Below are 12,880 nucleotides of genomic sequence, written 5' to 3'. Positions count from 1 at the left end.
CCTTATTCTTCGGTCAACGCGGAGCCGGCCCGATCGAGCAGCGGTTTGAACAGGTAGTTGAGCAGTGAACGTTCGCCCGTGCGCACGAACATTTCCGCCGGCATACCGGGCTTGATCACCAGGCCGTGGAGTTTTTCCATCGCCTGATCACTGACGCTGCTGCGCAACACGTAGTACGGCACGCCGGTTTTCTCGTCGACCATCTGGTCGGCGGAAATCAGGCTGACCTCACCCGGCACGCGCGGGGTCTTGCTCTGGTTGAACGCGGTGAACAGGATATCGACCGGCAGATGCGTGCCGACCTTGTCGATCAAGTTGATCGGCAAGTGCCCTTCGACTTCCAGGGTGGTGCCTTGCGGGACGATCTCCAGCAGGGTTTCGCCCTGACGCACCACGGCGCCTTCGGTGTGCACGCCAAGGTTGACCGCCACGCCGTCGGCGGTGGCGAGGATCTCGCTGTGCTGCAGGTCGAAACCGGCCGAAGTCAGTTGCTCGGACAGGGTCACGCTTTTGAGCTGCGCGTCGGCCAGTTGCGTGCGCACTTCCTTCTGATATTCCTCGCCATGCTGTTGCAGCTTCAGGCGCGATTCGAGGATGCCCTGCTCCACCCGGCCGCTTTCACCGGTGTTTTCCGCCAGTTGCTGCTGCACTTGCGACAGCTGCCGCTGGTACTCCATCAAGCGGTTGCGCGGGATGTAGCCGTTGTCCGCCAGCGGCTGCAGGTTGCTCAGTTGTTGCTGCAGCGAATCGGCCTGGGCGTTGAGGTCGGTGCGGGCGCGACGCATGCCCGCCAGTTGCGCGGTGGCACCTTCGATGCTGGCGCGCAGACCGGCCTGCTCGCGGTAAAACGCTTCACGGCGGCTGCTGAACAGTTGACGCTGGCCTTCAAGGACCAGCGCCAGACGCGGATCCGGATCATTGCTCAACTCTGCCGGAAAGGTCACCTGCTTGAGGTTATCGCGCTCGGCCTGCCAGCGCGCGAGGCTGGCCCACGCCATGCGGTACTGGGCTTGCAGCGACTGCACGTCGGCCGCGACCTGGGTCTGGTCGAGGCGGAACAGTGGCTGGCCCTGTTTCACGATCTCGCCTTCGCGCACCAGAATCCGGCTGACCACGCCGGCACTCATTGACTGCACGGCTTTGCGCTTGCCCGACACCACCACGGTGCCCTGCACCGGAATGCCTTGATCCAGCGGCGCCAGTGCGGCCCAGGTGAAGAAACTGCCGGCGCCGACGATGGCCAGAATCCAGCCCATGCGCGCGAAGAATTTCGCATCGCGCTCCGGGCGCTCGGTGACGTATGCGTGTTCCATGGAGGCTTCGTTTTCAGTGTTCATGCTGGCGCTGCTCATACACCCGAATTCCTTGTCGTGGGCTGGTACTGCCGGCTCATGCTGAGCCCGCCCGGTGCCTGCGCAGATTTTTCCCGTGATTGTTCCTGAGCGCCGGACAGCGCCCTGAGTACGTCCTGACTGTTGCCGAATGCCTGCAGACGACCGTCGTTGAGCACCAGCAACTTGTCGGCCTGGGCCAGTACCGAAGAGCGGTGTGTGACCAGCACCACGGTAGTGCCCTTGGCCTTGAGCTGGGCGATGGCGCTGGCCAGCGCGGCCTCACCGACGGTGTCGAGATTGGAGTTCGGCTCATCCAGCACCACCAGGCTCGGGTCGCCATACAGGGCGCGCGCCAATGCGACACGCTGCTTCTGTCCGCCGGACAGACCGCTGCCGTCCTCGCCCAACTGTGTGTCATAACCTTGCGGCATCCGCAGAATCATCTCGTGCACGCCGGCCTGTTGCGCGGCAGCCACGACCTTTTCCGGGTTGGCTTCACTGAACCGGGCAATGTTTTCGGCGATGCTGCCGCTGAACAGTTCGATGTCCTGTGGCAGGTAGCCGATATAGGGGCCGAGCTCGTCGCGGTTCCAGCGATGGATGTCGGCACCGTCCAGGCGCACGGTGCCACCCAGGGTCGGCCACACGCCGACCAGCACTCGGGCCAGGGTCGACTTGCCGGACCCGGAAGCACCGAGCACGCCCAGCACTTCGCCCGCGCCAATCGCGAAGTTGACCATGTGCAGGGTCGCCGCGCGCTGCCCCGGAGGGCCGGCACTGACTTGCTCAAAGGCAATCTGGCCTTTTGGCGCAGGCAACGCCATGGCCTCGTCGCTCGGCGGGAACGCCTGCAACAAAGCATCCAGACGGCGGTAGGCGAGCTTCGCCCCGCTCCACTGTTTCCAGACGGCGATCAACTGATCGATCGGGCTCAACACCCGGCCCATCAGAATCGAACCGGCGATCATCATCCCGGCCGTCATGTCGCCCTTGATCACCAGCAATGCGCCGAGCCCCAGCACCAGCGATTGCAGGCACAGACGCAGGGTTTTACTGATCGAGCTGATCACCGCACCGGTGTCGCTGGCCTGGTTCTGCAGACCGAGGAAGCGCGAATGCACGCCGAACCAGCGCTTGCGCAACGCACCGAGCATGCCCATGGCCTGAATGGTTTCCGCGTTGTGCAGGTGGCTGGTCGCCAGTTGGCTGGACTTCTGCGAGTAACCGGCGGCTTCGCCCAGCGGCTTCTTGGTCATGTATTCGTTGAGGCACGCCAGCGCGATCAGCAGCAGCGCACCCGCCGTGGCGAGGACCCCGAGCCAGACGTTGAACAGGTAAATCACGAACAGGTAGACCGGGAACCACGGCGCGTCGAAAAACGCGAACAGGGCTGGCCCGGTGACAAATTGGCGAATGTGGGTCAGGTCGCCCAGCGATTGCCCGGCGTTGCCCTCGCCCTTGAACAGGTTGCGTTCGAACGCCGCCTGATACACCCGCAGGTTGAAGCGGCGCTCCAGCTGGCTGCCGATGCGGATCACGATGAAGCTGCGCACCACTTCCAGCATGCCGATGAAGGCAAAGAAGCCGACCACCATCAAGGACAGCATCGCCAGGGTGGTTTCGTTCTGCGAAGACAGCACGCGGTCGTAGACCTGCAGCATATAAATGGAGGGCACCAGCATCAGCACGTTAATCAGTGCGGTAAAGCACCCCACGCTGATCAGTATGCTTTTATAGTCACCCAAAGCCTTGAATAAGGGAGCGGTGGCTGGGGCCTTCGCCATCTTCATTGATTATTCCTGAATGTAATCCCCGCCATTCTTTGGCGAGACGCTTCTATTAATTATCCGTGCACAGACCGGACGGGTTCTTTCAACTTGCATTTACACTTCAATAACAACTTTCAACAGTTCAACGCCAGTCGTTGCATTGAGCTGTTGCTTATAACTGCAACATCAAACCTTATAGTCAACCGCTCAGTCGGTGCCGTTGTTCACGGCTGCGGTGTATGGCGCGTCAGCGTAATCACCAGCCCCGACTTCAAAGTGCTCAGATAAAGCCCATCACGTTGTCGGCTGAAGAACTGGATTCTTGAACCTTCCTTGCCGGTAATCGACAAGCCGTCCGGATCAGGAAACCAGCCGACTGGCGCTTGCTCAAGCCATGCCCCCAGGCATTCGGCGCCCTTGCCCAGTATCTGGTTGGGTTCCAGATCGATCAGACAGGTGTTCGAGGGTTTATCCTGCAATGCCTGCGCCTCTGGGGCGTCATCGGGTGCAGTCAGAATCGCCTGCCACTGCCCGGCGAACACGGAGGGGTCTTCCAGTCTGAGGCTGCTTGCCATGGTTGCTTCTCCAGAAATCATGATCAGCGCCGCCGAAAGCCACGCCATTCCCTTGTAGGTAAAAACTTTACGGATCATCAGAAAATTCGCTCCGGCACCTAGCCTTGCCCAGCAATCAACACGATGCAAGCAAAGAAAGCGACGCATGAAGCGCCGCTTTCCCGTTTACATCACGCCACGATGTCGCTGGTTGCTGCCTGGCCAACGGTGCTGACCTGGAAGTCCGCCACGCCGTGCCCGGAGAAGTCCACCGACAACAGGCTGTTGCCGCCCGACGAGGTCAGGATCGCGTCGCCGGCCGAACCAGTGAAGCTGCTGACAAAGTGCAGGCCGGACCCGTTGGTGATGGCGCTCAGGTCGATTTTGTCCAGACCGCTGACGAAATCGAGGATCTGATCGATTGCACCCGGCTTGGAGTCGGAGCTGGAGGCAAACACGAAAGTGTCCGAACCCGAACCGCCCCACAGTTTGTCCGCACCACCGGCGCCGTAAATGATGTCGTTGCCGGCACCGCCCTTCAGCTCGTTGGACGCACTGTTACCGATCAGCAGGTCGTTGCCCGAACCGCCAATGGCGTTCTCGATGGTCACGCCCTTGGCGATGGATACGTTACCGATCATGCCGCCCACGTCAGAGAACGAGGCTTCATTGAGGTTGATCTTCTGGTTCTGGGTGAAACCCGAGAAGTCGAAGGTGTCCTTGCCGCCCGCATCCCACACCGAGAACACCAGCTTGTCGCTCGACGACGAGGCGCTGAGGAAATCGCGACCGGCGTTGGAGTTGAAGCCGTAGGTGGTGTCACCGGTACGGGTGGTCAGGTTGGCGCCGTACAGTTTCTGGATTGCTGCAATGTCGTCCATCAGCGGGCCGGAGGCATAGGCTTCCACACCGCCCTTGCTGAAGTTCTGGGCGGTGTTGCTTTCACTCCAGTAACTCATGAGGCTATAACCGCGGGTGTCTTGCCCGTAGGAAGCATCCTTGTAAGTCGGATTGCCTTCGCCGGCGTTGTAGTCGCCAGGGTGAGACAGGCCCAGGGTATGGCCGATTTCGTGCGTCAGGGTCTGACGCCCGTAATTGTTCAGACCCGGGGTTTTGTTGACGTCGTAGCCACTGCCGGTCAGATACCAGGACTGACCGTCATAACCTGGCTCGGTGCCTGGCAGGAACGCAAACGCCGCCGCGCCTTCCTGGCCGCCGCTGTAGTTGCCGAAGGTCATGTGACCGTCGCCACCACGGGAAGCTTCGGTGAACGTCACGTTGGCGACATCCGCCCAGGATTGCATGGCGAGCACCGCCTGGGCTTTTTGCAGGGCACTGAACTGACTGAAACCGGTGACGCCCAGGCCGCTGAAGTTAGCGGTTTTGGCGGTCAGAAAGGTGTAGGTCAGTTCGATCTTGCCGCTGTTGTCGAGGTCGTGCCAGGAAGCACCGTCTCGCAGCAGTTGGGTGGCGGCTTGATCCACCGAGAAGGAGGGTTTGCCATTGACCGTGAGGTTGCCGCCACGATCGTATTGATGGCTGAAGCTATTGATCTGATTCCAGGCGGAACTGGTTGCCGCCAGAGACTGCACTGCACCCACAGGCACGAATGTGTCTGCGGTGATATCAATAGCGTTAGCTTTTACTTTCGACATAAACACACTTCCTTGTTTAGCAATGGAACAGTTTTTGTCAGATAGCGACGATCCCTGGCGAGATCGTCCTATCACTCGCCCAATGAAGGCGTAACGAACCTGACACAATTTGAAATCATACGTCTAGCCTTTTTTTGAGATCAAATTGCACTGTTGCGCAAAACTACCGTAAACAAAGCCTGCGGGGTCGAAAGATTGTTTTACCCGGTTTCACCGCCCCCAATTGTCTGACGATTTTCTATTTAAATATTAAATATTGGTAAGTTGTTTTTTGTTAGACGCGTCTCACTTTCCTGCACTCTATTAGTGCAATGCCAGTGTATTGATATCAACTAAATTAACGCGATTTTCTGTAGGAGCTGCCGCAGGCTGCGATCTTTCGATTCAAGATCAAAGATCGCAGCCTGCGGCAGCTCCTACAGGGTTTGGGGTTGGCTCAGCTACCGGTACGGATTTTGTTCCACACCCGCGTGCGAATCCGGTCGATGTTCAGCGGCATCGCCTCCAGCGCAAACAGCTTGCCCATCATCTCCGGGCTCGGATAGACCTTGGTGTCACTTTTAATGGCCGGATCGATCAGGCTGTCGGCCTGCTGGTTGCCATTGGCGTAGTGCACGTAATTGCTGATGCCGGCCATCACGTCCGGGCGCAGCAAATAGTTCATGAACGCGTAACCGGCCTTCTCGTCCGGCGCATCGGCGGGCATGGCGACCATGTCGAACCAGATGGCGGCGCCTTCCTTGGGAATCGCGTAACCGATGTCGATGCCGTTCTTCGCTTCCTTGGCGCGGTTTTCCGCCTGCAGGATGTCACCGGAGAAACCGACCGCCACGCAGATATCGCCATTGGCCAGGTCGCTGGTGTACTTCGAGGAATGGAAGTAGCTGACATACGGCCGCACTTTCATCAGCAATGCTTCGGCTTTCTTGTAGTCCTCGGGGTTCTTGCTGTGGGGTGGCAAGCCCAGGTAGTTGAGGGCTGCCGGCAGCAATTCCGGGCCGTTATCGAGGATCGCCACGCCGCACTTCTGCAGTTTTTCCATGTATTCGGGCTTGAAGATCAGATCCCAGGAATCCACTGGCGCGTTATCACCCAGCACCGCCTTGACCTTGGCGACGTTGTAGCCGATGCCTGTGCTGCCCCACAGATACGGAAAGCCGTGCTCGTTATCCGGGTCGTTGACCTGCAAGGCCTTGAGCAACACCGGGTTGAGGTTCTTCCAGTTCGGCAACTGACTCTTGTCGAGCTTCTTCAGCGCCCCGCCCTGGATCTGCCGCGCCATGAAGTGGTTAGACGGGAACACCACGTCATACCCGGATTTACCGGTCATCAACTTGCCGTCGAGGGTTTCGTTGCTGTCGTAGACGTCGTAGGTGACGCCGATGCCGGTGTCTTTCTGAAAGTTTTTCGTGGTGTCCGGCGCGATGTAATCGGACCAGTTGTAAATCTTCACCGTTTCGGCGGCATGGCTAATGGAGGCAGCCAGCAGCAGCGGCGCCAGAGCGAGGGTTTTCTGGATCATGAGGTGATTCCTGTAGTGGCTATTTTTGTTGGCAGGCAATCAAAGGATCAAACAATCAGAAAATAAGAACGTAGGTCTTGCGCACCATCTCCTGGATATCCCAGATGCCGAGCGTGTTGGCCGGCAACATCAGTGCGTCGCCACCTTGTATGTGCAGGGTTTCACCGCCGTTGTCCGGGGTGAACGTGCAACGCCCGGAGATGAAATGGCAGAACTCTTGCGCGGTGATCTGCCGGCGCCAGCGCCCCGGGGTGCATTCCCAGACGCCGGTTTCGACGCCGTCGTCGCGCTCGACGCTGGTGGTCGAGGCCATTGCGACCGGCTCGCCGATCGGCACGGCGACCGGGTTGGATTGGTCCAGTTGCAGGCTGGCGGTGTTCTTGAACTGCGTAATGCTCATGGCGGGACCTGTCTTGTGAAGAAAACGGCGGTTAGTGCATGAAACCTTCCATGAAGCCCGCGACCTGACTGGCGAGCTTGCGCCGCCACGGTGCGGTGGCCGGATTGGCCAGGGTCTGGTCTTCGTGGACAAAACTTTTGATGATCGCGTTGTAACCGAGCCAGCGGCACGGTTCCGGCTCCCAGGCGCGCAGCGCATGGATCCCGCCGTCCGGCAGCACCCACGGCTGGTGTACCAGTTCGGTATCGCGCTCCAGAATCAGATCGGCCAGGGTGCGGCCGCCGAGGTTGCTGGCACCCACGCCCTCCCCGCCATAACCGCCGGACAGTGCGATGCCATTGGCGCGATCGCAAAGCATGTGCGGCTTGAAATGCCGCGACATGCCGAGGTTGCCGCCCCAGGCGTGGGTGATTTGCACGTTTTTCAGTTGCGGGAACAGCTCACCGAACAGATAGCGCCGCAGTTCGATTTCATCGCGGGTCAGATCGAAGTTGTGGCGCAGCTTGCCGGCGAACTGGTAGCCGCCGCGAGCGCCGAAGATCAGACGGTTATCAGCACTGCGCTGGCCATAAGTGACCTGACGGCTGAACTCGCTGAACGCCTGGCCACGATTGAGGCCGATTTCGTCCCAGGTCGCAGCCGAGAGCGGTTCGGTGGCGACAATCAGACTTTGCACCGGCAACTGATAGCGCCCCAGCGGCGGCAGCGTCACCGAATAGCCTTCAACGGCCGGCACGATCCAGCGGCTGCGCACACTGGCCCTGGCCGTGCGCAAACTACCGGACTGCCAGTGCGTGACCGGGCTGTTTTCGTAGATCTTCACGCCCATGTTCTGCACGGTACGCGCCAGACCGCGCACCAGCTTCGCCGGGTGAATCGTCGCCACGTGCGGCGCATAGATGCCGCCGTAAGGTTTCGCCACGCGAATCTGTTGCGCCAGTTGTTCGGGGCTCAGCCAGCGGTAATCGTTGTCGGTCAGGCCTTGGGCGTGCAGTTTGTCGAGGTATTCGCGCAGGCTGGCTTCCTGTTCCGGGTAGCGAGCGGCGCAGTACAGCACCCCGCCCTTGCGATAATCGCAGTCGATACCCTCACGTTCGAGGACAACTTCCACTTCATCGGGGATGCTGTGCAGCAGATCAAAAGAGGCGCGACGTTGTTGTGGCGAGAGGCCGGCGAGCAGTCGATCCTCGCCCAGCAGATTGCCCATCAGCCAGCCACCATTGCGCCCGGACGCACCGAAACCGGCGGTTTGCGCCTCGATGATGGCGATATCCAGACCCGGCGCGAGTTTTTTCAGGTAGTACGCGGTCCACAGCCCGGTGTAACCAGCGCCAATGATGGCCACGTCGACATCCAGATCCTGTTCCAGCGCCGGCCGCGCGATCAGCGGCTCGTCGAGTTGATCCATCCACAAACTGATAGTGCGCCACGCCGGCATGCAAGACTCCGCCACTGAAAACCTTCGATGGCGTCGATCCTAGTGCGTGACTTCAATCACTGTCTTGCGCGCGTGCCCGCAAAGAAATTTGTTTGGCGTAGGCCTTCGGCGACTGGCCGGTGTGCTGGCGAAAGCAACTGTAGAACGCCGACAGCGAGTTGAAACCGGCGGCAAATGCCAGCTCATCGATACGCAGCGGTGGCGTGGCGTGATCCAGTGACTTGAGCAAATGCTGCAGGCGCGCCTGGTTGACGTATCGATAGAAGCTCTGCCCCAGCACCTGATTGAGCAGGTAGGAAATCTGATTGCGGCTGTACCCGCACTCCTTCGCCACCCGTTGCAGATCCAGCTCGGGATCGAGGTAAGGCTGCTGCCGTTCAAAATATTGCTGCAGGTCTTCGGCCATGAAACTGATCTGGCGCGGTGACAGGCCCAGTCGACTCACCGCCGGACGCTGGCTGGGAGCGACGGTGCCACTGGTTGGCGTGCGAACCAGCGAGGCGTATTCGTTGACCCGCCAGATCAGGCCGTCCTTCACCGTGATCGCTTCACTGGAACGGAACGACACCAGTCCGTCGCCACCGCGCAAGGTCACTTCGTACTGAATGTAGGCAGTGTTGCCATCCACGCGGATCCGGTCGCAATGCTCCAGCGCTTCGTCGGATTCTCGCGGCATGCTGACACGCACGTACTCACGTAACTCATCAAAACCGAGCACCCGGTTCTGAAAGAAATCGTTGTACTGAACGTCCGGGTGGTACAACGCCATGACGCTGTCCAGGTCGCGATGTTTCCAGCTCAAGTGATAGCGCATGACCGTAGCGGCCGTGGCCGGGGTCTGTTCTGGGCCGTCGTCGTCGACATGCATAAAGGGCTCTGCGCAAAAGCACCGAGCTTGCCCAACTTCATCCAGACGATCAATCAGTAAACCGTAGTGGCCTTTTGGCGAAGAGTGAATGAGGCGTGACTTACATCAAAAAATGCGCAGCAATCGCAAAATGAACTGAAAAAGCTCACGGAAAATTCACATGCGGATGCTACTTTTAACGTCACTGACCGGTTGAGCCAATGAAGGCTCTTCCCACCTAACATGAGCAAAAGGAATCGCTCGATGAAGAAGGCGGGCAACACATGAATAAAGGTTCCAGTAAAGTCACTTTCCCCAACGCGTGCCAGTTGATGCGCTGGCATTTTCATCCAATGGGTTTTGAAGCGACGATGGATGCGCCGGGCAGCATGATTGCCCGACTATTCGATCGTGCCAGCGGTGAGACCATGATCGCCATCGCCGGCATTCCCTGCGCCACGGTGATGAACGCGGCCGATGTCGAACGAATCATCGAAGCCGTGGAAGACGAACTGGAGACTTTCATTCCTCCGGAATCTCTCAAGAGTTACGCTTAAGCCTTTGTTTTTTAATGAAAAATCCCGCCAATTCCGGCGGGCTTTTTTTTTGCGCGGACGTGCATCACGCGGTTTGCGGCCGCTTCCGCTGATCGACGAAGAATGCCTTGTTCTGGGCCACCCGGTCAGACGCTCTCGGCATATTGACTGATTGAGCGTCCTGCGGCTCGACGTACCAATAGCAATGGCTGACCGCCCGGGTGATGCCGACGTAGGCCAGCCGCAATATCTCGTCCTTTTGCGCCGTGTCATAGGGCTCACTGTCGCCAGCCTTGCCCAGGCCAGCCATGCGATACACCTGGTTCTTGTACGGAGAACTGGTCAGGTGCTGGCAGTCACCCAGCAGAAACACCGCATCGGCCTGCAGTCCCTTGGCACTGTGGTAAGTCAGTTGTTTCAGGCGTCGCGCTTCATACGGCAAGCTCGAATCAACATTAACTACAGACTGAATATGTTGCTCAATCAATGATTTATCGCTGCTTTTTCGATACAGCATCAAGATTGAGTCGCCGCGATTATAGTGTTCAGCCAGGCGCAGCCCCAAAGCCTGATCATCGCGTTCCAGCACGCTCACCGGCTGCAAGGCCTTGGGGGCGCCGCTGGCTTTGGCTTTTTTGCCCGGGATTGCTGGCGCTGCGCGGACGATGTGTTCAGCGGCATCGATGATGTGTTGATGACTGCGGTAATTGTCGCTGAGCATCACCCGTGTAGTGCCCGGTGAAGGGAATTCTTTGTTGAATTCCATGAAATAACTCGGTGAACTGCCACGCCAGCCGTAGATCGACTGCCAGTCATCGCCCACACACAGCAACGACGAACGCTGTGCGCCCCGCCCAACATGCATCGCCGGGCCACGACTGCGGATTTCCGCCAGACTGGCACGGATCCAGGAGACGATTTGCGGCGAAACGTCCTGAAACTCGTCGATCATCAAGTGCGACATGGGGCGCAGCAGCTCGTCACTGAGCAGTTTGAGATTCTCTGGCGAATGTTCGCTGAACAGCGCAAACATCCGGTTATAGGTCATCACCGGCGGTTTCTGATCGAGCAAATGATCTTCCAGGGCACGCCAGAACAGGCTCAGCGCCTCAAAGAAGAACCGGTCCGGATCATCCTTGGCAAAACTCATCCGGCCGACAGCGTCCGGCACGTCCAGCCCGAGGTTTTCGATGAAGCCGGCCGCCGCGACAAAACAGTCCAGCAGCGGCGCTGAAACCAGCTCACCTTTGACCTTGTAATCGAAGCCTGGACCGGCGCTCGCGTCGCCCGCCAACGTCGACAACACCCGCTTCGACGCCTCGTAACTATCCATCCAAATCAATGGCTTACGGCAGAAAACTTGAAACAAGGTGCGCTTTACTGCCCACTCGGCGCGCACCCCGAGCCTGGCGTTGGGTCGGCAGATCTGCGGGTTTTCCCGAGGATCAAACCCGAGCATCACCCAGGCATCGAGGCTGGGAATGTAGCCATGGCAGTGAAAGGTCGAACCGTTGATCTCGAACGTTTGCCGGCTGGGCTCGATGCCTTTGATCGGCCAGGCACCTGCGCGAAACCATAAGTCTTCGATGGCATCGCACAGCTCTTCATCGCGCTTGGCCGCCAACTCCGTCACCGCCATGCGCTTTTGCACGTCCGGGTGATCGCGTTCCAGCTCCTTGAGCTGCAAACCAGCCTTGGCCAACGGCTGAATGAGCTGACGGAAACGCTCGTCTTCCGTGAACAACCGGTGGTAACAGGCATTGAGCTGGCGGCGCTGAGCGTCGTTGATCCGCAAATCGAATGGATTGCTGTCGACCTCTTCGTCAGCACCCTGAATTCGGTCGCTGAGGTTCTCGAACGCCTGCAAGCGCTCAAATCCCGGCAGGCTGCGCACCATCGGCAGAATCCGCGAGTGAAAGGTGCGCACCAGTTCCCGCGCCTGTTTCAGGCTCAGGGCCAAGCCCCAGAGTGCAAACAGCTCGATCAGTTTGTTGATGAAATCCTTGCGCGACTCGCGGGTGAAGGTCACCACGGTCATCGAATCAAGTTCAAAGCCCAGGTAGTGAGTGAGCAACAGAATCCTCAGCACCAGCGTCGTCGACTTGCCCGCTCCGGCACCGGCAATCACCGAGGTCGAAGGCGTATCACTGAAAATCATCTTCCATTGCGCGGCGCTTGGCTGGGCATGTTCGGGCAGCAGGCGCGCCACATCGGCTTTCATGCGCTTCTTCAGCTCGGCACTGAGGGGCAGGCGACAGTCGTCGAACAAGTGATTGTCCACGCTCGGCGGACGATGTTCGGTGCTGCGACTGTCACGAATCAACAGCACTTGCCGGCCTTCCTCCAGGCCTTCGAGTTTGCCCTCCTTGAAGCCATACTCCACGCCAGCGGTATGGCCACTGCGAAAGCCGTCAGCCTGACCATGCAACCATGACGCGCGGTGTTGAGCGCGCAAGCGTGTCAGGCCGTGGCCGAAAAAACGCGCGGCGAGACGCTTGAACCATGGCATCTCGGCCAGTGGACGGAGTTCGGGAGGCAGATCGGGAGTGTGTTGCGCCACGCTGAGGGGCTCCAGTGTGTGAGGCTGTTGCGGCTATGGTGTCTTTATTTGCCCCTGAGTTCTAGCGAAATGCTTACAGCTCATTGGTTTAGGCGATGAAGTGAAAGTGGGGTGAGACCGTTTCGAACCCGCTTCTCATCAACGGATTCGATGAGAATGCCGCACTTTTTACGCTTTTTATCGATGATTGACTGATGGATGATGCCCGTCATTAACCGACGGTCTCGCTTCGTGGCTCTGGCGTTGCGCCCCATGACGGACCTTT

General features: G+C 59.0%; 10 protein-coding genes. 1 reads left to right on the top strand and 9 read right to left on the bottom strand.

Features of this window, described 5'->3' with window-relative positions; all coding sequences use genetic code 11:
- Positions 1 to 2 precede the first annotated feature (2 nt).
- The 8 genes from AB1J88_RS06430 to AB1J88_RS06395 all read right to left on the bottom strand — a co-directional run bounded on the left by AB1J88_RS06430 (position 3) and on the right by AB1J88_RS06395 (position 9,540).
- A complete protein-coding gene (locus AB1J88_RS06430; RefSeq protein ID WP_007963525.1) occupies positions 3 to 1,352 on the bottom strand; it encodes an HlyD family type I secretion periplasmic adaptor subunit in 1,350 nt (449 codons plus the stop codon).
- Positions 1,349 to 3,124: a type I secretion system permease/ATPase gene (locus tag AB1J88_RS06425; RefSeq protein ID WP_086791335.1), complete on the bottom strand. Its 1,776-nt coding sequence runs from the start codon at positions 3,122 to 3,124 to the stop codon at positions 1,349 to 1,351. The genes AB1J88_RS06430 and AB1J88_RS06425 overlap by 4 nt, the downstream gene beginning before the upstream one ends.
- Before the next feature lie 203 nt (positions 3,125 to 3,327).
- Positions 3,328 to 3,756: an AprI/Inh family metalloprotease inhibitor gene (locus AB1J88_RS06420; RefSeq protein WP_430290535.1), complete on the bottom strand. Its 429-nt coding sequence runs from the start codon at positions 3,754 to 3,756 to the stop codon at positions 3,328 to 3,330.
- Between the two features lie 92 nt (positions 3,757 to 3,848).
- Positions 3,849 to 5,312 carry a serralysin family metalloprotease gene (locus AB1J88_RS06415; RefSeq protein WP_145598185.1) on the bottom strand — a complete coding sequence of 488 codons (1,464 nt, stop codon included), beginning with the start codon at positions 5,310 to 5,312 and terminating at the stop codon, positions 3,849 to 3,851.
- Between the two features lie 436 nt (positions 5,313 to 5,748).
- Positions 5,749 to 6,834 carry a polyamine ABC transporter substrate-binding protein gene (locus AB1J88_RS06410; protein WP_430290534.1) on the bottom strand — a complete coding sequence of 362 codons (1,086 nt, stop codon included), beginning with the start codon at positions 6,832 to 6,834 and terminating at the stop codon, positions 5,749 to 5,751.
- Between the two features lie 55 nt (positions 6,835 to 6,889).
- Positions 6,890 to 7,234 (bottom strand): cupin domain-containing protein, encoded by a 345-nt coding sequence (locus AB1J88_RS06405; RefSeq protein ID WP_430290533.1) that lies wholly within the window; start codon positions 7,232 to 7,234, stop codon positions 6,890 to 6,892.
- Between the two features lie 31 nt (positions 7,235 to 7,265).
- Positions 7,266 to 8,672 carry an NAD(P)/FAD-dependent oxidoreductase gene (locus AB1J88_RS06400; RefSeq protein WP_430290532.1) on the bottom strand — a complete coding sequence of 469 codons (1,407 nt, stop codon included), beginning with the start codon at positions 8,670 to 8,672 and terminating at the stop codon, positions 7,266 to 7,268.
- Between the two features lie 52 nt (positions 8,673 to 8,724).
- Positions 8,725 to 9,540, bottom strand: coding sequence for an AraC family transcriptional regulator (locus tag AB1J88_RS06395; RefSeq protein WP_086791340.1), 816 nt, complete (start codon positions 9,538 to 9,540; stop codon positions 8,725 to 8,727).
- Positions 9,541 to 9,803: 263 nt separating this feature from the next.
- Here AB1J88_RS06395 and AB1J88_RS06390 point away from each other — a divergent pair, with 263 nt between their 5' ends.
- Positions 9,804 to 10,076 carry a DUF1652 domain-containing protein gene (locus AB1J88_RS06390; RefSeq protein ID WP_047294563.1) on the top strand — a complete coding sequence of 91 codons (273 nt, stop codon included), beginning with the start codon at positions 9,804 to 9,806 and terminating at the stop codon, positions 10,074 to 10,076.
- Positions 10,077 to 10,140: 64 nt separating this feature from the next.
- On the opposite strand, the gene AB1J88_RS06385 is transcribed toward AB1J88_RS06390, so the two are convergent.
- The gene (locus AB1J88_RS06385; RefSeq protein ID WP_430290531.1) at positions 10,141 to 12,615 is read right to left on the bottom strand and encodes a UvrD-helicase domain-containing protein; all 2,475 of its coding nucleotides are present in this window, start codon (positions 12,613 to 12,615) and stop codon (positions 10,141 to 10,143) included.
- Between the last annotated feature and the right edge of the window lie 265 nt (positions 12,616 to 12,880).

This window comes from Pseudomonas sp. S8 (assembly GCF_050473925.1).
Taxonomy (GTDB): Bacteria; Pseudomonadota; Gammaproteobacteria; order Pseudomonadales; family Pseudomonadaceae; genus Aquipseudomonas; species Aquipseudomonas parakoreensis.
This window is presented reverse-complemented; position numbering and strand designations above follow the sequence as displayed.